Source organism: Pseudomonas sp. P7548, assembly GCF_013386585.1.
In the GTDB taxonomy this organism is placed as follows: Bacteria; Pseudomonadota; Gammaproteobacteria; order Pseudomonadales; family Pseudomonadaceae; genus Aquipseudomonas.
Map to the genome: position 1 here is coordinate 72,444 of NZ_JACARO010000011.1, position 19,852 is coordinate 92,295.

Annotated in this window: 18 protein-coding genes; 8 read left to right on the forward strand and 10 right to left on the reverse strand. The window is 63.3% G+C overall.

From position 1 onward, the window contains the following. Positions 1-7 precede the first annotated feature (7 nt). Positions 8-643 carry a pseudouridine synthase gene (locus HX803_RS05125; protein WP_256732814.1) on the forward strand — a complete coding sequence of 212 codons (636 nt, stop codon included), beginning with the start codon at positions 8-10 and terminating at the stop codon, positions 641-643. On the opposite strand, the gene HX803_RS05130 is transcribed toward HX803_RS05125, so the two are convergent. Both HX803_RS05130 and HX803_RS05135 read right to left on the reverse strand, forming a co-directional pair. Next, positions 638-847, reverse strand: a complete 210-nt coding sequence (locus tag HX803_RS05130) for a DUF2788 domain-containing protein (protein ID WP_025999909.1) — start codon at positions 845-847, stop codon at positions 638-640. The two genes, HX803_RS05125 and HX803_RS05130, sit on opposite strands and share 6 nt — an antisense overlap. A gap of 197 nt (positions 848-1,044) precedes the next feature. Beyond that, entirely contained in the window at positions 1,045-1,524 is a 480-nt protein-coding gene (locus tag HX803_RS05135) for an Lrp/AsnC family transcriptional regulator (RefSeq protein ID WP_003194418.1), read from the reverse strand. A gap of 432 nt (positions 1,525-1,956) precedes the next feature. Between HX803_RS05135 and HX803_RS05140 the strand changes: the two genes are divergently transcribed. Next, positions 1,957-3,063, forward strand: coding sequence for a DUF6515 family protein (locus HX803_RS05140; RefSeq protein WP_178919427.1), 1,107 nt, complete (start codon positions 1,957-1,959; stop codon positions 3,061-3,063). On the opposite strand, the gene HX803_RS05145 is transcribed toward HX803_RS05140, so the two are convergent. Continuing rightward, on the reverse strand, positions 3,060-3,953 hold the full coding sequence (locus tag HX803_RS05145) for a cation diffusion facilitator family transporter (RefSeq protein WP_178919429.1): 894 nt from the start codon (positions 3,951-3,953) through the stop codon (positions 3,060-3,062). The two genes, HX803_RS05140 and HX803_RS05145, sit on opposite strands and share 4 nt — an antisense overlap. Before the next feature lie 15 nt (positions 3,954-3,968). Continuing rightward, positions 3,969-4,388, reverse strand: a complete 420-nt coding sequence (locus HX803_RS05150) for a polyribonucleotide nucleotidyltransferase (protein ID WP_176998507.1) — start codon at positions 4,386-4,388, stop codon at positions 3,969-3,971. Between the two features lie 178 nt (positions 4,389-4,566). Here HX803_RS05150 and hrpB point away from each other — a divergent pair, with 178 nt between their 5' ends. After that, positions 4,567-7,077: an ATP-dependent helicase HrpB gene (gene hrpB / locus HX803_RS05155; RefSeq protein ID WP_178919431.1), complete on the forward strand. Its 2,511-nt coding sequence runs from the start codon at positions 4,567-4,569 to the stop codon at positions 7,075-7,077. Positions 7,078-7,199: 122 nt separating this feature from the next. Here the strand turns inward: hrpB and HX803_RS05160 are convergent, their stop codons facing one another. Both HX803_RS05160 and HX803_RS05165 read right to left on the reverse strand, forming a co-directional pair. Further along, positions 7,200-8,288: an endonuclease/exonuclease/phosphatase family protein gene (locus HX803_RS05160; protein ID WP_178919433.1), complete on the reverse strand. Its 1,089-nt coding sequence runs from the start codon at positions 8,286-8,288 to the stop codon at positions 7,200-7,202. Between the two features lie 40 nt (positions 8,289-8,328). Next, positions 8,329-8,988, reverse strand: a complete 660-nt coding sequence (locus tag HX803_RS05165) for a YciC family protein (RefSeq protein WP_178919435.1) — start codon at positions 8,986-8,988, stop codon at positions 8,329-8,331. Between the two features lie 181 nt (positions 8,989-9,169). On the opposite strand from HX803_RS05165, the gene HX803_RS05170 reads away from it, so the two are divergent. The 3 genes from HX803_RS05170 to HX803_RS05180 all read left to right on the forward strand — a co-directional run bounded on the left by HX803_RS05170 (position 9,170) and on the right by HX803_RS05180 (position 11,170). Then, a complete protein-coding gene (locus tag HX803_RS05170; RefSeq protein ID WP_178919436.1) occupies positions 9,170-9,928 on the forward strand; it encodes a DUF2076 domain-containing protein in 759 nt (252 codons plus the stop codon). A gap of 128 nt (positions 9,929-10,056) precedes the next feature. Next, positions 10,057-10,533 (forward strand): NYN domain-containing protein, encoded by a 477-nt coding sequence (locus HX803_RS05175; RefSeq protein ID WP_034117765.1) that lies wholly within the window; start codon positions 10,057-10,059, stop codon positions 10,531-10,533. A gap of 25 nt (positions 10,534-10,558) precedes the next feature. Continuing rightward, the gene (locus tag HX803_RS05180; protein WP_178919437.1) at positions 10,559-11,170 is read left to right on the forward strand and encodes a PolC-type DNA polymerase III; all 612 of its coding nucleotides are present in this window, start codon (positions 10,559-10,561) and stop codon (positions 11,168-11,170) included. Positions 11,171-11,379: 209 nt separating this feature from the next. On the opposite strand, the gene HX803_RS05185 is transcribed toward HX803_RS05180, so the two are convergent. Beyond that, positions 11,380-12,069 carry a cyclase family protein gene (locus HX803_RS05185; RefSeq protein ID WP_178919438.1) on the reverse strand — a complete coding sequence of 230 codons (690 nt, stop codon included), beginning with the start codon at positions 12,067-12,069 and terminating at the stop codon, positions 11,380-11,382. Next, positions 12,062-12,517: an Lrp/AsnC family transcriptional regulator gene (locus HX803_RS05190; protein ID WP_178919439.1), complete on the reverse strand. Its 456-nt coding sequence runs from the start codon at positions 12,515-12,517 to the stop codon at positions 12,062-12,064. The genes HX803_RS05185 and HX803_RS05190 overlap by 8 nt, the downstream gene beginning before the upstream one ends. Positions 12,518-12,676: 159 nt before the next feature. Here HX803_RS05190 and yedA point away from each other — a divergent pair, with 159 nt between their 5' ends. Further along, positions 12,677-13,573, forward strand: coding sequence for a drug/metabolite exporter YedA (yedA, locus tag HX803_RS05195; RefSeq protein WP_178919440.1), 897 nt, complete (start codon positions 12,677-12,679; stop codon positions 13,571-13,573). A gap of 47 nt (positions 13,574-13,620) precedes the next feature. After that, the gene (locus tag HX803_RS05200; RefSeq protein WP_178919441.1) at positions 13,621-14,955 is read left to right on the forward strand and encodes a DEAD/DEAH box helicase; all 1,335 of its coding nucleotides are present in this window, start codon (positions 13,621-13,623) and stop codon (positions 14,953-14,955) included. A 132-nt stretch (positions 14,956-15,087) separates the two neighbouring features. On the opposite strand, the gene HX803_RS05205 is transcribed toward HX803_RS05200, so the two are convergent. Both HX803_RS05205 and HX803_RS05210 read right to left on the reverse strand, forming a co-directional pair. Next, complete coding sequence (locus HX803_RS05205) at positions 15,088-16,311, reverse strand: TIGR03862 family flavoprotein (protein ID WP_178919442.1); 1,224 nt, start codon at positions 16,309-16,311, stop codon at positions 15,088-15,090. Between the two features lie 165 nt (positions 16,312-16,476). Continuing rightward, entirely contained in the window at positions 16,477-19,806 is a 3,330-nt protein-coding gene (locus HX803_RS05210; RefSeq protein WP_178919444.1) for a type III effector HrpK domain-containing protein, read from the reverse strand. Positions 19,807-19,852: the final 46 nt, after the last annotated feature.

The window sequence follows — 19,852 nt, forward strand, 5'->3', positions numbered from 1 at the left end:
CGAAGCCATGTCCCGTCCCACTCGTCCCGATTCGCGCCGCCCTGGCGTGAAACCTCCGCACTCCGCTGCACGCCGTGTTGCCAAGGCGCCACCGGCCGAGCCCAAATTGATCCTGTTCAACAAGCCGTTCGACGTGCTGACCCAGTTCAGCGACGAAGGCGGGCGCGCCACACTCAAGGACTTCATCGACATCCCTGGCATCTACCCGGCCGGTCGCCTGGACCGCGACAGCGAAGGCTTGCTGCTGCTGACCAACGATGGCCAACTGCAGGCGCGCATTGCCGATCCCAAGCACAAGCTGGCGAAAACCTACTGGGTGCAGGTGGAAGGCGAGCCGACGCAAGAGCACCTGCAACGCCTGCGCGACGGTGTGGAACTCAACGACGGCATGACCTTGCCCGCCGAAGCGCGGCAACTGGATGAGCCCGAGTTATGGCCGCGCAACCCGCCGGTGCGCTTTCGCAAGAGCGTGCCCACTCATTGGTTGGAACTGGTGATTCGGGAAGGGCGCAACCGCCAGGTTCGGCGCATGACCGCTGCCGTGGGCTTGCCGACGTTGCGCCTGGTGCGTGTGCGCATTGGCGACTGGTCGATCGACGGCCTGGACCAGGGCCAGTGGAAGGAAGTGCCGGCGCGCTTATAAAGCGCCGGACTCGATCAGGCCGATCACCACGCTCTTGATGATGAAGGCGGCCACGCCCAGCCCCAGCACGAAGAACAGAATGAACGAGCCGAAGCGCCCGGCTTTGGACTTCTTGGCCAGGTCCCAGACGATAAAGCCCATGAAAATGATCAGGATAGTGACCAGGCCGGTCATCATCCATTCTTCAAACAGGGCGGGATCGATGTTGTTCATGCGGGAATTTTTCCGACAAGGCAGGCGGGAAAGTATACGGCAGTGTTACAGGCACAACATTGACCTGCGTCGTGGCGGGGTCAATGTGGGAGCTGGCTTGCCTGCGATAGCATCACCTCGGATAGGCTGATACACCGAGCCGCCTGCATCGCAGGCAAGCCAGCTCCCACATTTGTTATGCGGTGAGGTTAGGTGCGCAGGTGGGTCAGCGGCAATTCGGTGCTGTTAAGCACCTGGTTCAGCACAAAGCTGGAGCGCACGCTGGTCACGCCTTCGATGCGGGTCAGGTGGCCCAGCAGCAGCTTTTGATAGTGGTCCATGTCCGGCACCACCACTTTCAACTGGTAGTCGGCATCCATCCCGGTGACCAAACTGCATTCCAGCACCTGGGGCAGGGTGCGGATGGCGGCTTCGAAGTTCTCGAAACGCTCCGGTGTATGCCGGTCCATGCCGATTAGCACATAGGCCGTGAGGCTCAAGCCGAGCATCTTGCGGTCGAGCAGCGCGACCTGGCGGGCGATATAGCCGTCGTCTTCCAACTGCTTGACCCGGCGCGAGCAGGGCGATGGCGACAGGCCGATACGCTCGGCCAACTCCTGGTTGGAGATCCTCGCGTCGCGCTGCAATTCCGCCAAAATACTCAGGTCGTATCGGTCAAGCTTGCTCATTGGGTTGGCCTTTGTCGTAACTATTGCGGTGAATTATCTATGAAGGGTTAAAAATTGCGCAAGCACTGTTTATTGACGCAATCTTCGCAATCATCTGCCGGGCGCTCGCGGGTATCTTTATCAACAGAATCACCGCCTGGACAACAGTCCACTGCAGCCCGCCCAATCAGGCCCGCTGCGGCCGCCACCCCAGCAGGGTTGAGCCGGCCTCCAGGCTGCACACTGTCCAGAAGACGGCGTGAGGTGAGCCAACGTCAAAAGCGTTGAGCCAGGACGAAATTCTCAAGGGGTGGCCGACGGGTCACCCCTTTTTCTTTGCCTTCAGAAAATTGTTCTCGTGACTGATAACCTGTCTTAGAACCGGGTGAGGCTTTTCCAGTCTCATGGTATGAGGCCGGACACTCTAGGCCCTAATCCGCAGTGAGGAATAGCATGAAGCGCATCTGGCGTATGGCAGGTGTAGGTTTGCTGATGATCAGCGTCGGCACGCAAGTGATGGCCGACGACCCACGCTCAGAAGGCGGTGGTCAGCATGAACGAGGGCCCGAAGGCGGGCGGCAAGGCAACGAACAGCCGCGACCGCAGAACAACCAACCGCGACCTGAAAATAATCAGCCGCGCCCTCAGAGCCCTCAACCGCGGCCCGAAAACAATCAGCCGCGTCCGCAGAATCAACATTTCGAAAACAACCCGCCACGCCCGCAGAACGAGCACTTCGATCGTGGCGAGCAGCGTGGCGGCGGGCAATGGCAAGGGCGCCCACAAGGTGCTGATCAGCCTCGGCCTGCGCTGCAACCGGCCCAGCCGGCCAACAACCTGCCGATCCAGGGACGCCCGGATACCGTGCGCCAAACCCAGGAACCGCGCCAGGGTTACTACCAGGACATCCCGCGCCGCAACGACGGCAACCCGCATTGGCAAGGCGGCAACGCCCCAGGCCCGCGCCCGGGCGGCGGCTTCAATGGCCACCCCAATGACGTTCGCTGGCCGGGCCGCCCGAATGGGCACGGCAATGGCTGGGGCCCGGGGCCGCAGTATCGCCCGGGGTACACCGTCGACCGCTTTACCGACCGCAACTACCGCGTGCCTTACCGTGGCCAGGATTACTTCTTCTCCGGCGGCTACTGGTATCGCCCCCAAGGCCCGCGTTATGTGGTGGTGACGCCGCCTTACGGCATTCGCGTGCAATACCTGCCGGATTACGCTCGGGAAGTGTGGGTGGGCAGTGCGCTGTTCTTCGTCGCCGCCGGTGCTTATTACACCTACGAAGCCAGCTCCCAGCAGTACGTGGTAGTGCAACCGCCTGCACAGCCGCCGGCGCCCCAGGGCAATGGCTATGACGTGATCGCCTATCCCGCCAATGGCCAGTCACCGGCCCAGGTACAACAGGACGGTTACGACTGTTATCGCTGGGCGGTGCAGCAAAGTGGGTTCGACCCGCAGGCCGTCACCTACGCCCCGGACCCCGCGGTGGTGCAAACCTACCGCCAGGCCCAGGGCAACTGCCTGAGCAGTCGTGGTTACCAGGTGCAGTACTAGGCCTTGTTGCCGGTGACCACTTCCCGCGGGTCGGCGTGCACCAGCACTTCGGCGCGCGGGTAGGCTTGGTGAATGGCATCGGCGGCCTGGTCGCTGATGCCATGGGCCACTGATAGCGTCAATTCCCCTGGCAACTCCAGGTGCAGCTGCACAAACCAATGGCTGCCGGAAATCCGCGTGCGCAAATCATGCGCACCCAACACCCCCGGAACGCCACGGGCCAGTTCCAGCATATGCTGGCTCACATCAGGCGGCAGCTCCTCATCCATCAGCACCGCGAAGCTTTCCCGGGCGATCTGGATGGCACTCCACAAGATGTAGGCCGCGATCCCGAGGCCGAACCAGGCATCCACCTGATTGAACCCGAACCCCGCCAGTACCAACGCTACCAGGATGCTACCGTTGAGCATCAGGTCGGAGCGGTAATGCAGCGAGTCAGCCCGCACCGCGTTGGAGCCGGTTTCGCGGATCACCCGGTGTTGCAGCATCAGCAACGCCACGGTCATCACCAGGGAAAACACGATTACCCCGATGCTCAACCACGGCGCACCGACCGGTTCTGGGTGTTGCAGGCGTTGATAAGCCTGGAACGCGATCAGCACCGCACTGCCGGCGATAAACAGCGCCTGGGCCATGCCCGACAACGATTCCGCCTTGCCGTGCCCATAACGGTGATCGTCATCGGCCGGGCGTAGTGCGTAGTGCACCGCCAGCAAATTCAGCAGCGAAGTCACGCCGTCCAGCAGTGAGTCGGTCAACCCGGCGAGCATGCTCACCGAGCCGCTGAGCCACCAGGCGATGGCCTTGGTGATAATCAGCGCACAGGCCACGCCCACCGAGGCGCGCGTCGCCAGGCGCAAAAGCCGGGCGTGTTCGGGGCTGCTGGTCATAGGCGGGTCGAATCCTTAGGCAGCGGGTTTCAGGCCCAGGGAGGCGAGTTGTTGCACGCTGCCCTTGAACTGGATCATGCGCGGGTCGTCCAGCGGCAGGCGGTGGCCGGTTTCTTTCTGGATGATGGTTTGCAGCTTGGCGTTGTCGACCTTGCCGTCGGCGCCGATGGCTTCGTGGAGTTTTTCCGGGGCCACCTGAGCGGTCTTGCCCGGCTCGAAATAGATGGCGCCGGTGGCGAAGTCCACGCCAAACGCGATCAGGCCCGGGATCACATAGAACAGCAAGCCAATGGCGTCGAGCACGGCGACGGTGGGATCGATCTTGCCGTCGATCTGGCCACGGCGGTCGGGGAAGAAGATCGAGCCGCAGGCCGTCAACTGGCTCAGCAAGGTGACGGTGAGGACACCGCCGATGATGCGGGAAGCGATACGCATGGACTATCTCCTGAACACAATTAATACGGGACTATAAGCGACGAAGATCCAATGTGGGAGCGAGCAAGCCCGCTCCCACATTTAACCGTGTTGCCAAGTCAGTCGGGTGGTGCGTGTGAGACCACCATCGGCATCCGGCAGTTCGCCGTTATACTCGCCGCTCTGCTTTGGAGCCAGTATGAATTCGTTGCCGATCGATGATGTTTTACCCGCCCTGCGTGACGCCTTGGCGAATCGCCATGAGGCCGTGCTGGAAGCGCCCCCCGGCGCCGGTAAAACCACCCGCGTGCCCTTGGCATTGTTGAACGAGCCCTGGCTGGCCGGGCAGACCATCCTGATGCTCGAACCCCGCCGCCTGGCTGCGCGTGCTGCCGCCGAACGCCTGGCCAGTGAGCTGGGCGAAAAGGTTGGCGAAACTGTCGGCTATCGCATTCGCCTGGACAGCAAAGTCGGCCCCCACACCCGCATCGAAGTGGTCACCGAAGGCATCCTCACCCGCCGCCTGCAGGACGACCCGGCGCTGGAGGGCGTGGGGTTGCTGATCTTCGACGAATTCCACGAGCGCAGCCTCGACGCCGACCTGGCGCTGGCCTTGAGCCTCAACGGCCGCGACCTGTTTCGCGATGAGCAGCCGCTGAAAATCCTGTTGATGTCCGCCACCCTCGAAGGCGAGCGCCTGGCTGGCCTGCTGGACAACGCGCCGATCCTGCGTAGCGAAGGGCGCATGTTCCCGGTGCAGATGCGCTGGGGGCGGCCGTACCAGGCGGGTGAATTCATCGAGCCGCGTGTGGTGCAGACCATTCTTGAGGCTGTGCACGATGAGACCGGCAGCATTTTGGTGTTCCTGCCGGGCCAGGCGGAGATTCGCCGGGTCAATCAGCAACTGGCCGACGCTTTGGGTGATCGCCCGGATGTGCTCCTGTGCCCACTGCACGGTGAACTCGACCTCAACGCCCAGCGCGCCGCCATCGACCCGGCGCCTGCGGGCAAACGCAAAGTGGTGCTGGCCACCAACATTGCCGAGACCAGCCTCACCATCAACGGCGTGCGCGTGGTGATCGACGCCGGGCTGGCGCGGGTGCCGCGCTTCGACCCGGGCAGCGGCATGACCCGCCTCGACACCCAGCGCATCTCCCGCGCCAGCGCCACCCAGCGAGCCGGCCGGGCAGGGCGGTTGGAGCCGGGGGTGTGTTACCGGTTGTGGTCCGAGGACCAGCACGAAGGTCTGGCCGCCTACAGCAGCGCGGAAATCCTCGCCGCTGACCTGGCCGGCTTGGCCTTGCAGTTGGCGCGTTGGGGCGTCACGCCCGCTCAACTGGTGTGGCTGGATGTGCCCCCGGCCGCGGCTTATGCCCAGGCCCAGGACTTGCTGGTGCGCCTCGGCGCCTTGAATGAAGACAAGCTGACCGCCCACGGCCAAAAAATGGCCGAGCTGCCGGCCCATCCGCGCATCGCCCATCTGCTGCTGCGCGGGCAGGACCTGGGACTGGCGGCGACGGCCTGTGATGTCGCGGCCTTGTTGGGTGAGCGCGATATCTTGCGCGGTGGTGGCGCGGATTTGCACAGCCGTCTGGCACTGCTGTCGGGCGAAGAACGCGCGCGGGGTGCTCAAGGTGGCGTGCAGCGCGCCAAGCAACTGGCGCGGCAATATCGCGGTTACCTGCGAGGCCAAGCCACGCAACCCGTGGCCGACCCCGACCACCCGCGTTGGCTCGGCGCCTTGCTGGCGTTGGCTTACCCGGACCGCGTCGCCCAACAACGTCGCCCGGGTGGTGCCGAATACCGCCTGGCCAATGGCCGTGCTGCGCTGTTCGCCGAGGCCGACAGTTTGATGAAACAAGCCTGGCTGGTGATCGCCGACCTCGGCAGCCGTCAGGGCCAGCGCGAAGAGCGCATCTACCTGGCGGCGGATTTCGACCCCGCGCTGTTCGACACGGTGCTTGCCGAGCAAGTGCGCACGGTCGACCAATTGGATTGGGACGAGCGCGAAGGCGTGCTGCGTGCCGAGCGCCAGCGCAAAGTCGGCGAACTGGTGCTTAGTCGCGAGCCGCTCACGGGGCTCGATGAAGCCGCGCGCAGCCAGGCGCTGGTCAACCTGGTGCGCCGCAAAGGCCTGGAGCTGCTGCCGTGGACGCCCGAGCTGCGCCAATGGCAGGCCCGCGTCATGCTCTTGCGGCAACTGGACGCCGGAAAAACCAGCGAATGGCCCGATCTCAGTGACAGCGCCTTGCTCGCCAGCCTGGAGCATTGGCTGATGCCGTACCTGGGCAAGGTCTCGCGTCTGAGCCATTTCGCCAACCTGGATATCTCCAGTGTCCTGCACAACCTGCTGCCTTGGCCGCTGCCCCAGCGCCTGGATGAACTGGCGCCGCAACATGTGAAGGTGCCATCCGGGTCTTCGGTGCGCCTGGACTACAGCGAACAGCCGCCGATTCTGGCGGTGCGCCTGCAGGAGTTGTTCGGGCTGGCCGACACTCCGCGCATTGCCGGTGGGCGCCAGGCGGTGAAGCTGCATCTGCTTTCACCGGCACGCCGGCCGGTGCAGGTGACCCAGGACCTGGCGAACTTCTGGCGCAGTACCTATGCCGAGGTGAAGAAGGACCTGAAGGGGCGGTACCCGAAGCACTACTGGCCGGATGACCCGCTGATTGCCGAGCCCACCGCCAGGATCAAACCGAGAAAGCCGTAACGATGAAGATCCAAATGTGGGAGCGGGCTTGCTCGCGAAAGCGGTGGATCAGACAACACATCTGTGTCTGACCCAAAGCATTCGCGAGCAAGCCCGCTCCCACATGGGTTTCGAGGTGTGGGTTACTGCGCAGCAGGCAGCAGGAAGCGCGCGATCACCGGCAGGTGGTTGGAGATGCGCAACGTATCGTCCTGGCGAACCTTCGCCTCCACCCGCTTGATGCGCGGGCTGTAGAACAGGTAATCCAAGGTGCGATCCGGGCCCGTGACACGAGGGTCGTTGGGGAAGTACGTCAGCCATTTCTCACGGTCGATGCCGCTTGATTGGCTGTTGCTCGGGATCATCGGGTATTTTTCCCACAGTAGATGCAGCTCGCTGTCCGGCGAATACTGCCCACGCTTGCCCGCGTCCAGGCGCAGGAACTGCCCCAACGGCAGCAAGTTGAAATCCCCGCCAATCAGCCAGGGCGTGCCCCGGCCTTCGAATTTGTCCAACAGTTTGACGGTGCTGTTCACCTGCTCTTGCACGGCGCTGCGGCCGGGGGCGTCACCGTCGAAGCGGGTATTGAGCACCGCCAATTGGCCGCCGTCGCTCAACGGCAGATAAGTCAGCAGCAGCGCAGGCTTGGGTTGGAACTGACGGGCGATGAAGTTCGCCTCAGGCACTGGCAATTGCAGGCGCTCGGCGTGTTCGATCTGGTAGCGGCTCAGGGTCACGAGCTTGCGGCCGACGCTACCGAAGATATGCCGGTCGGGCACAAAGTCGGCTTTCCAGTCGAAGGCTTGGGTACTGCAGGGGTAGAGATCGGCCACGCGCTCCTGGAGCAGCGTGACCTGGTCCTGATAGTGGGAGGGCTTGGCGTTTTCGTCGAGTTCCTGCAACAACAGGATGTCGGGTTGTTCTTCGCGGATCACCCGTGCCACTTCGTCGAGGCTGGCGGCCATGTCTTCGACGGTGGGACGCTCGTCCGGGCCGCTGCCATCGGCGGTGTCGTACCAGAACACGTAGTTCTTGCCGGCCAGGTATTGCACGTTCCAGGTCATGACCTTGAGCGCCTGCCCGGGCAACAGCGTGGGCGCGCGGGGCGCCACACAACTGACGGGCAGGGTTTGCTTGGGCTCGGGGCGCCAGGTCAGGCTGTAAACCATGGCGGCGAGCAGGCCGGCGACGATCACCAGGCCCAGCAAGGTTATGCGCAATAAACGGGTCATCGGCTCGGCTTATAGCGTTTGGAAAGTGCCACGGAGCATATCACCGCGCGTCGGCATCGCCACCGATCAGCATGAATAAACGGAACAGCACCACGCTGGTAAACAGCTGCAGGAAGCTGTGGGCGCTGTCGATCAATACGCCCAGCATTGGCGCGGGATCGGGATAGGCCGCCACGCTTGCGCCCTTGAGCAGCCACAACGGCGTCATCACGCACAGCAGGCACACCAGGATTCGCCAGAAATGCCCACGGGTCAGGCGGAAACTTTCCTTCATTGCCGCCAGCGCCGGCATGCCGCGCAGCACCAGCAGGTATTCGGCAAACGCCAGCACCACCATCAGCCACAGGCCCGGCAGGAAATACAACGACAGGCCCAGCAGGATCAGCAGGGTGCTCATGGCCGTGAGCAGGGCGAAACGTGGCCACAGCGTCAGGGCCATGGCCCACACGTCCTTTGTGCGCGGCGACTCGCCACGGGTGCGGGCGTCGAGAAACAGGATCAAGGCGCCGGTGTACAGCGGGTAGACGAGCAACCCCACCACCACGCTGTAGCCGGGGAAGGCGTCCGGGCCCAGCGTGTGATCGAGCACCTGTTGCAGCAGGGCTTCGAGGATCACCAGCGGCAGGCACAGCTGGACGATGGCGCCCAGGTTGCGTTGGGTGAAACGAAAGGAGTCGCGCAGTACGTCTAACGGATTCATCGGGTTCATCACAGGCCTGAAAGCAAGGCCCACACTTTAACCGATCAGGGCTGGCGGTAAGCAAACGTAAACCTTGCGTAAAGACCATTGAAACGTCTGGTAACAGCCCCATAACTAGAGGCGTAGCTTGCCTGATCACAGGCAGGCCCATGATTTCTACCGGCAATCTAACGAGGTCGCCATGAACAGCGAAGAGCAAACCCTGATCGATGGACTGTTTTCACGGTTGCAGCAAGCCGAAACGGACTCAGCCCCCCGCGACGCCCTGGCCGAAGCGCGGATCAAGGAGCACATGACTCGCCAACCAGCGGCCGGGTACTACATGACCCAGTCGATCCTGGTGCAAGAACACGCGATCAAGAGCCTCGACGCGCAGAACAAGCAGCAGGCGCAACAGATCCAGCAATTGCAGGATGAGCTGCAACAGGCCCGTTCCCAGGCCGCACAACCCGCGCCGAGCAGCGGTGGTTTCCTGTCGAGCATCTTTGGCGGCGGTTCCCGCGACCCGCAACCGGCCCAGAGCGCCCCGGCATCTTCGGGGGGCGGCTGGCGCGAACCGGCACGGTCTTCGTTTGGCCAGCCGGCGCCGCAGCAGAACTACGGCGCCCCGCAACAGAACTACCAACAGCCACAACAAGCCCCGGCCGCGCCGATCGGCAGCGGTTTCCTGGGTGGCGCATTGAAAACCGCCGCAGGCGTGGCCGGTGGTGTAATGCTGGCCGAAGGTATCAGCAGCCTGTTCCACCACAACCAGCAACCCCAGGTGGTGGAAGAAATCATTGAACAACCGGCGCCGGCCAGCGATCAGGGCGGCTGGGGTAACGATGACCAGCGCTTTGCCGGTGGCAATGACAGTTGGGGCAACAACAGCGACAGCTTCGCCGACAACGATTACTCCGACGACTCCTCCTCCTTCGGCGACGACGATTCCTTCGTCTGACCCTCCCACGCCCGGTGCGCTTCGTCGCCCCGGGCTGATTTTTCGCTGAAACTTTCCCGTGGCTGGCATACTGGCGCCTTTGCGGACCTTCGCTTTCGAGGTCCACGCGGCAGCCATGGGGAAGTGCGGTGAAGAAAATTGCAGTGTTCGCCGATGTACAAAACCTCTATTACACCGTGCGCCAGGCGTATGGCTGCCACTTCAACTATGCGGCGCTGTGGGCTGACATCAGCGCGCGCGGGCAGATCGTCGAGGCGTACGCGTATGCCATCGACCGTGGCGACAGCAAGCAGCAGCAATTCCAGCAGATCCTGCGCAACCTGGGCTTCACGGTAAAGCTCAAGCCCTACATCCAGCGCAGCGATGGCTCGGCCAAGGGCGACTGGGACGTGGGCATCACCATCGACATCATGGACGCCGCCGACCATGTCGACGAAATCGTGCTGGCCTCCGGTGACGGTGATTTCGACATGCTGCTCGACCGCATCATCCACAAGCATGGTGTCGAGGCCGTGGCCTACGGTGTGCCGGGGCTGACCGCCAATTCATTGATACGCGCCGCCAGCCGCTACGTGCCGATCGAAGGCGCGTTGCTGCTCAAATAAACAGTTAGACGGAGTTGGAACAGGTTTGGAACGGATAGCGGTCATCGACTTTGAAACCACCGGCATCACCCCCAGCAGCCACTGCCGGGCCACGGAAATCGCGGTGGTCATCCTCGAACGTGGCCAGATCGTGGACCGCTACCAGAGCCTGATGAATGCCGGCGTGCGCGTGCCCGGGTTCATCGAGCAACTCACCGGCATCAGCAACGCCATGCTGCGCAGCGCACCACCGGCCGAGCGGGTGATGAACGAGGTCAATGAGTTTGTCGGCACCACGCCACTGCTGGCCCACAACGCCGCGTTCGACCAGAAGTTCTGGGACTTTGAGCTGGGCCTGATCCGCCGCACCCGCCTGCAAAAGTTTGCCTGCTCCTTGCTGCTGGCGCGGCGCCTGATGCCGTCGGCGCCCAACCACAAGCTCGGCACCCTGACCTCATTCGCCCAACTGCCCCACACCGGCAAGGCTCACCGGGCGATGGCGGATGCGGAGATGGCCGCCAACCTCACGGCGCACCTGGCCCAGGAACTGCGCGGCACACACGGCTTGCGCGAACTGTCCCACGACCTGCTGTGCAGCTTGCAGAAAGTGCCGGCCGCCAAGATCACCGAACACCTGAAGAAACATCGCGGGTTCTGAACCCGCCACGACTTCAAGAACACTGATGACCCAAATGCGGGAGCGGGCTTGCTCGCGAAAGCGGTGGATCAGTCGCCGGATATATTGACTGACACTCCGCTTTCGCGAGCAAGCCCGCTCCCACAGTTGACCGAGTTGCCAAGCCTGAATGCAATCTCCTGTGGGAGCCGGGCTTGCCCGCGATGGCGTCAGTCCGAGCGGCGATGTATTCAGGGAATAAACGCCATGACCGAAACCGGCGACCCCGACCCGCCTTCCAGCGCCAAAACGCCGATCACCACCGTTGAGCCCTTGGCCGGCAACCGATCAAGGTTCGTCAGGCACTCCAACACAATCCCGTTCCCCGCCAGCACCGCATGGTTCGTCGCGAAGGTGGTGCTTTGCCCCGGATCGACCCCATGGGTGTCGATGCCCACCCCGGCGACCTGTCGTTGTGAAAGCAAAAACACAATCGCGGCCTCGCCAATCCCGGGAAAATGAGAGCCTCGGGCGTCGTGCCCGAAAAACGCAGCCGGGTCATTCCACAGGTGCTGCCAGCCGGTGTACATCAGCACCACGCTGCCCGGTTCGATGATGCCGTGCTGGCGCTCCCAGTCTTGAATGTCTTGCACGCTGATTTCGTAATCCGCCGTGCAACGAGCGCGCACATCAATCACCACCGCAGGCCGCACCAGGTCTTGCGGCACGTAGCCATCAATCCCCATTCCATCGGCATAGAAACTGTTCGGCGCGTTCATGTGGGTGGCGCTGTGCTCACCCATGCTGAAACGCCGCAGGAAATAGCCGTCCTGTTCCAATGAGGCAACGTCTGTGAATTGCACCGGTGGGTCCCCCGGCCACAGCGGGATACGCGGCGTGATCGGGTGGCTGAGGCTCACGACATTGCTGTAGTCAGCCACCGTTCTTACCCTCCAGTTGCCCCAGCGGCACCCGCCGCTCTATCGCGCTCGACAAGATGATCGAGGTCTTGCTGAACCCGAACTTCGCCACCCGGTTGATTAAGTTCTCCAGCTCGGGCATCGAGCCCACCGCCGCCTGCATGATCACGCACGGGTCGCCCGTCACGCGGTGGCATTCGGTCAGTTCGGGGATTTCGGCCAGGGCGTCGTACACCTTCTGGTTGCCGTGGTTGGTCAGGCGCAGTTCCATCACGCATTGAATCGGCAGGCCGACCTTGGACAGGTCCACCTTGGCCTGGTAGCCGGTGATCACGCCGCTGGCTTCCAGCTTGGCCACGCGTTCGGCGACGGCGGGGGCGGAGAGGTTCACTGTGCGGGCCAGTTGTGCGTAGGACGCGCGGCCGTCTTCAAGCAGGGCGCTGAGGAGCATGCGGTCGTATTTGTCCATGAGAAGGCTCCAGTAGCGCGTGGCTTTCGAAAGCTTGGGTTATAGCCTTCATAACCGTGTTTTGAAAAGTGTATGGGCGCTTTAAACAGGTTTTGTAACTTATGTTTATCGGCCGACCTTTCTAGAATAAGCCTCCCGTTCCTGCCGCAGAGCTGCCCAATGCCTGGCCCACGTCGCTTTCCGTTACCGTTGATCGCTGCCTTTTTTGCGTTGTATGTGATTTGGGGTTCCACCTACCTGGTGATCCGCATTGGCGTGGAATACTGGCCGCCGCTGATGCTGGGCGGGATTCGCTTTCTGGTGGCCGGGATTGCGATGTATGGTTTTTTGCGCTGGCGCGGAGCGCCGGCCCCCACCTGGGTGCAGTGGAAGGCGGCGGCCAAGATCGGCGTGTTACTGCTGACTTTCGGTAATGGTGCGGTGACGGTGGCCGAGCACACGGGGGTTGCTTCCGGTGTGGCCGCGTTGGCGGTGGCGACGGTGCCGTTGTTCACCTTGTTGTGCGGGTACTTCTGGGGCGCACGCAACACACGTCTGGAGTGGGCCGGGGTGGTGCTGGGGATTCTCGGCATCGCCATGCTCAACATGGGCTCCAACCTGCAGTCGAGCCCGACCGGGGCGATGTTGCTGCTGTTTGCCGCCGCCTCCTGGGCCTTTGGTTCGGTGTGGAGCAAACACCTGCCGTTGCCGGCCGGCGCCATGGCCAGCGCGGCGGAAATGATCATCGCTGGTGCCTTGCTGCTGGTGGGCAGCGCGCTGACCGGTGAGCGGCTGCACGCCGTGCCCCCGCTGGAAGGCTGGTTGGCCCTGGCTTACCTCGCGGTGTTCGGCTCGATCATCGCCTTCAATGCCTACATGTACCTGCTCAAGCACGTGCGCCCTGCGGCGGCGACCAGTTATGCCTACGTGAACCCTGCGGTGGCGGTGTTGCTCGGGATTGTGTTTGTCGGTGAAACCATCGGCAAGGAAGAAGCCCTGGCGATGCTGGTGATCATCAGCGCCGTGGTGCTGATCGGCTTGCCCCAGTGGCGCAAGCCGAAGCCGGAAATAAGGTAAACTCCGCGCCATTGCGACTTGCGCTGAATTTTTCCTACGGTAAACACATGACTTTCGCCACCCTTGGCCTGATCGAACCCTTGCTGCGCGCCCTTGAGACGCTTGGCTACCAGACCCCGACGCCGGTGCAGGCGCAGGCCATTCCGGCCGTGCTGGCCGGTCGCGACCTGATGGCTGCGGCTCAGACCGGCACCGGCAAAACCGCTGGTTTCGCCGTGCCGCTGCTGCAATTGCTGACGATGGAAGGGCCGAAAGTTGCCCCCAATTCGGTGCGTGCGCTGATCCTGTGCCCGACCCGCGAATTGGCCGAGCAGGTTCACGCCAGCGTCGCCGAGTACGCCCAGAACCTGCCGCTGACCACCTACGCGGTGTACGGTGGCGTGAGCATCAACCCGCAGATGATGAAGCTGCGCAAAGGCGTTGATGTGCTGGTGGCCACCCCGGGCCGCCTGATCGACCTGTTCCGCCAGAACGCGCTGAAACTCAACCAGCTGCAAACCCTGGTGCTGGACGAAGCCGACCGTATGCTCGACCTGGGCTTCTCCGAGGAGCTGGCGAACATCTACCGCATGCTGCCGAAAAAGCGCCAGACCCTGCTGTTCTCCGCGACCTTCTCCGATGACATCCGCCTGCTGGCCGGGCAGATGCTCAACGACCCGCTGAGCATCGAAGTCAGCCCGCGCAACGTTGCCGCCAACACGGTCAAGCAGTGGATCGTGCCGGTGGACAAGAAGCGCAAGCCGGAGCTGTTTGTGCACCTGATGCGCAAAGGCCGCTGGAAGCAGGTGCTGGTGTTCGCCAAGACCCGCAACGGCGTGGATGCGTTGGTGGACAAGTTGCAAGGCCTGGGCATCAACGCCGACGGCATTCATGGCGACAAACCGCAGGCCACTCGCCAGCGTGCGCTGGACCGTTTCAAGACCAGTGACGTGCAGATCCTGGTGGCCACCGATGTGGCGGCCCGTGGCCTGGATATCGAAGACCTGCCGCTGGTGGTCAACTTTGACCTGCCGATTGTGGCCGAGGACTACATCCACCGTATCGGCCGTACCGGCCGTGCGGGCAACACCGGTGAGGCGATTTCCCTGGTGTGTGCCGATGAAGTGAACATGCTGTCGGCCATCGAGATGCTGACCCGCCAGACCCTGACCCGCAAGATGGAGCCGGAGTTCGAACCGGAGCATCGCGTGCCCGAGACCGATGCCAGTGGTCAGGTGGTGAAGAAGCCGAAGAAACCGAAGAAGCCAAAGGCGTCCGGTGGTGGCGGCAAGCGCAACCTGGGCAAGTGGGTGGACAGTGGCGAAGTGGCGCCGGCTGAGCCGTCGATCAAGCCGGTGCGCAAAGTGCCGGTGTTCAATACAGGCCCGCGCAAGAAGAAGTGAGTTTTTAGGTGTTGCGGATGGCCTCTTCGCGAGCAAGCCCGCTCCCACATTTGAATGCATTCCAATTTTGGAACTCGGTCGAATGTGGGAGCGGGCTTGCTCGCGAAGGCGGCTGTGAATTCACCGCCAGTCTCAGCGGTTAAGCCATTCCAACACGCCGCGCCCCGCCATCCGCCCACTGGCAAAACACCCCGTCAGCAAATACCCGCCCGTCGGCGCTTCCCAATCCAGCATCTCCCCCGCACAAAACACCCCCGGCAGTTGCTTGAGCATCAACCGCTCATCCAGCGCTTCAAACGGCACGCCGCCTGCGGTGCTGATCGCTTCATCCATCGGCCGGGTTTTCACCAGGGTCAGGGGCAGGGCCTTGATATCCACGGCCAACTGCGCCGGGTCATTGAAGTGTTCAGCCGGTGCCCGCTCCCGCAGCAACGCGGCTTTCACCCCATCCAGCCCCAACTGGCTGTGCAAATGCTTGCTCATCGAGCGTGAACCACGGGGCTTGGCCAGGGCGGCCTGGACCTTATCCAGCGGTTTACTGGGCAGCAGGTCGATGTGCACGGTCGCCGCGCCGTCACGGTTGATCGCCTCACGAATCGGTGCCGACAGCGCGTAGATCAGGCTGCCTTCGATGCCCGTGGCCGTGACCACGCACTCACCCAGGCGCGGCTTGTCGTCGTCCAAACCGATGGCGACGTTTTTCAACGGCGCACCGGCGAATTTGCTGACCATCAACTCGCTCCAGGACGACACCTCAAACCCGCAATTGCTCGGCTGCAGCGCGGCGTAAGGCACGCCTTTGTCTTCCAGCAGCTTGAGCCAGGCGCCGTCCGAGCCCAGCCGCGACCAGCTGCCGCCGCCCAATGCCAGCAATACCGCATCGCTGTGGACCGCTTTTTCACCGTCCGGGCTGTGGATAAGTAACTCACCGCTGGCATTCCAGCCGATCCAGCGATGGCGGGTGTGGATAACCACGCCTTGCTCGCGCAGGCGTTTAAGCCAGGCGCGTAGCAGGGGCGCGGCTTTCATGTCGGTAGGAAATACGCGGCCGGAGGTGCCGACAAAGGTCTCGATGCCCAAGCCATGAATCCACTCGCACAACGCCTCGGCGCCAAACGCGCGCAGCAGCGGCGCCATGTGCGGTGCACGCTCGGCGTAGCGCGACAGGAACGCCGGGTAGGCCTCGGAATGGGTGATGTTCATGCCGCCCACCCCCGCCAGCAGGAACTTGCGCCCCACCGACGGCATGCCGTCGTACAGGTCCACCCGCACACCCGCCTGGCTCAAGACTTCAGCGGCCATCAGCCCGGCAGGGCCGCCGCCGATAATGGCAACGTGGGAGGAGGTGGTGGACATCAGCAGGCCTGGGCAAAAGAAAAGGGCGCCCATTGTAAGCAATTGTGGTGCTTATGTAGTGAGCGGGCTTGCCCCGCGCCGCGGTGTACCAGGCTAACGTGAAGCGCCTGGTCAATCGCGACGCGGAGCAAGCCCGCCCACCACAGGCAACGGCGTGCCCGGGGATCAAGCAAAGCCGGTGTTGGTGTTTGGCGGGTACTCGTCGGAGCGGTCGGCATCGGTGATCGGGCCACCGGTGAGGCCGTATTTGTCCAGCACGGGCACCAGGGCGCCGAAGAACGCGTCCTGTTGTTTCTCACGCTTGACCACTTCGATGATCGGGAACACGAACGAGGTGATGATGCCCACGCCCGCCGCCGCCCAGCTCAATACACCGGCGAAGGTGCCGGCGATGGCGGCCGCGTCGGCCACGCCAAACAGGCCGGCGCCGCCTTCGATGATCGACGCCACCGCCGCGCCGGTGCCGAGGGCGCCGCTGGTCAGGGAGAAGCCGGCGTTGAGCTTGTCACCGGAGAATGCGCTGTTGACCCCACTGATCAGGCCGAACACGCCGCCGATAAAGCTGCCGGCGCCGCCGACGATTTTGCCCAGGTTTCCCAGTTTGTTGAGGCCGTCGGTGTTCTGCACCATCTTTCCGGTAGGGAAGTCGCCGATGCCCTGGGGCTTGCTCGGGTCAACCGGCGTGGGTTTCCAGGCCATGCCGTAGCCGGCTTCCTTGGCGTATTTGGTGCCGCCTTCGGTGATCAGGCCGGCGAACTGCATGCCCGCGGCCACGCGCCCGGCGTTGTCGGCCGGGCTGTTACCGCCGGTGGCCGAGCGCGCCGCCAGTACGCCGCCCGCCAGCAGGGCGCTGCCGATGTGCAACAGGCCCTGTTTGTAGGCGTCGCTGGCGTTGAGGTTCAGGCCATCCACGGCCTTGGGCAGCACGTCGCTGATCTTCTGGGTCTGGCGGTTGACGTCCCACATCGAGCGGATCAGCGAGATCACATCCTGGGGCTTGATCTGCGCCCCCGTGGCGTCCTTGAACATGTCCGGGTTGTCGGCCATGGCCTGGTTGAGGATGGCGGTGGTCTTGGCTTCGTCGAAGTTGCCGTTGGCGTCGCCGAAGGTGCTTTTGAGCACGTCGTCGTTGGCGCCATTGACCAGGCTGTCGGAGACCGCCTGGTTGACGTATTGCTGCACGGTGGAGGAGTCCTGCGCCGAGACCTTGTCGCCCAGAAACTCCTTGAGCAATGAGGCGTTGGCCGCGTACTGGCCGATGACCGTCATCGGGTCGGCATTCGGCGCGGCGAGGCCGTTCTGCAGGTCTTGCCCGCTGACGATGTGGTCCTGGAAGTACTGCTGGATCTCGGCCGACTTGCCTGACTTGTCGGCCATGGCCTCCAGGTCCACCGTGCCATTACCGCCCAGGGCCATGTCGGTGAGGGTGGCGTCGGTGCCGGCCAGGCTGAGCCCGTCGATCAGCGACACCGGATTGCCATTGCTGTCCTTGGTCGCCAGGGCGGTGTTGATCACGTTGCCGCTGTTGATCTGGCTGTCCTGGTAGTGCTGCATCTCGGTCTTGATCGCCGGGTCGCTGTTGACGATGTCGCGCATGCCGTCGGCCTGGTTCTGGGCCATGAAGGTCTTCACGTCCGGGTCGCCGGCCAACTGGTTGACGGCTGCGTCCAACTGGTCGGCGACTTTGGATTTGGTCGGGTTGAGGTGATATTCGCTGTCGGCAGTGATCCCGGCATACAGGTCGCCGTCGCCGACCTTGTCGCTGGAGGCCAGGCGCGCACGGGCGTCGCTGATTTCCAGCATCACGGCGGCCTTGGTCTTGCCGTCATAGTTTTGCGGGTTTTGCAGCACGTCCTGGGTCAGCTTCGAGGTGTCGACACCGGTCACCGAGCTGCGGATCGAGGCGTTGCTGAGCATCATCAACACGCCGTGATCGTCGGTGGGCGCCTGGTTTTCCAGCCAGGCACCGAGGTTCTTCTGCTGGGTGATGCCGTCGGCGGTGGCGGTGGCGGGCAGGTCGCCGGCCATGTCGAGGGTGCGCATCATGCCTGGGGTCGACCAGTAGCCGGCAGCGCCGGTCAGTTCGGGGCTCAGGCCGCTGTCGTTCTTGATGGCGTTGAGGTTGTCGGTGGTCAGGCTGCCGTTGTTGGCGCGCTGGTTGGGGCCTTCCATCGCGGGGCCGGCGCTGCTGACCAACGAGATATTGGCCATGACCAGCGCGGCCGACTTGGCGTTCGCCTTGGCCAGGTCGCTGGCACCCGGGTTTTTGCTAAGAAAGGTGCTGTAGGACTTGGAAGCGGCCGACAGATCCTTGTTCGACTGGCTGATGAAACTGTCGACGTTGCTGTGGGTAATCACGCCGTCGCTGCCGCCCAGGCCGCCGCTGTCCAGGGCATTCATGAGGCTCGGGCTGCCGGCCAGGTATTTGAGGCAGGCCTGGGCTTCGGGCGGCAGGTCGGCCGGCGGGTTGGAGAAGTCGATGGGGCGGTCGTGCATGCCCCACTTGTCCCAGTTGTCGCTGAGCATTTTGGCTGCGGCGCGTGGGCGGTCGAGGTCACGCTCTTCCTGGGTCGGCGTGCCGCTGGTGTTGCCGACGATCTTGTCCCAGTCCTTGGGGTTGGCGTATTGGGAGTTGTCGATCCAGTTGGTGTCGACGGCACCGCCCACGTTGAAGATGCCGTTGGATTCCTTGACCACCGAGGCATACAGGTCGGGGCTGATCGCCTGGGACACGATGACCTTGTCGCCGGACGCCGTTTCGTAACGGATCAGGCCGTGGCCGAGTTCTTCCGGGGTGCCCACCAGGCTGACGCTGCCGGTTGCGCTGGCGTCGGCGAGGGTGTAACCGGCGTTTTTGCTGTCGTTGATCAGGCCCCAGGTCTGGCCGTCGCCGGCCACCTGGTTGTACAGGTCGGGGTTCACTTCGCGGCTGACCACCACCTTGTCACCCGAGACGGTCTCGTAGCGGATAAAACCCGGGCCGATTTCATCCACAGGGCCGATGCCCTTGTAGTCGCCCAACCCCGGCGCGGTATCGCCGGCCTGGGCGATGCGGTAGCCATCGGCCTTGCTGGCATTGAGCGCGTTGACGGCGTCGACCTTGCCGGCCATGCCGTCGAACAGGTAGGGCGTCATCTGCTTGATGATGATGATGTCCTGGCCGTCGCGGGTCTTGAGGTCCAGCACGTTGTCGGAAATCTTGGTGATGCTGGCGATGTCCGCCAGGGGCACGCCAGTGTTGCTGATGTCGGCGAGGTTGGGGTCATTGAGGCGCTTGATCGCCTCCTGGTCGCCGGTGGCCATGACGGCGGCGATTTTCTGGTCTTTGGTGTTGTCGGTCACGCCGCTGGCCAGCACTTTGAAATTGCCGGGCTTGGCGGTGTCCTTGAAACCCGCCACGGCGCGGGCCATGGCGGTTTCGAAGGTAGCCGCGACCTTTTTCAGGGCGTCGTCATTGCCGGGGGTTGTCACGGTGCCGATCTTGTAGGTAGCCATCGCCGGGTACTCTGAAAACGGGAAGGTGTTCAGGGTGACGATGGGT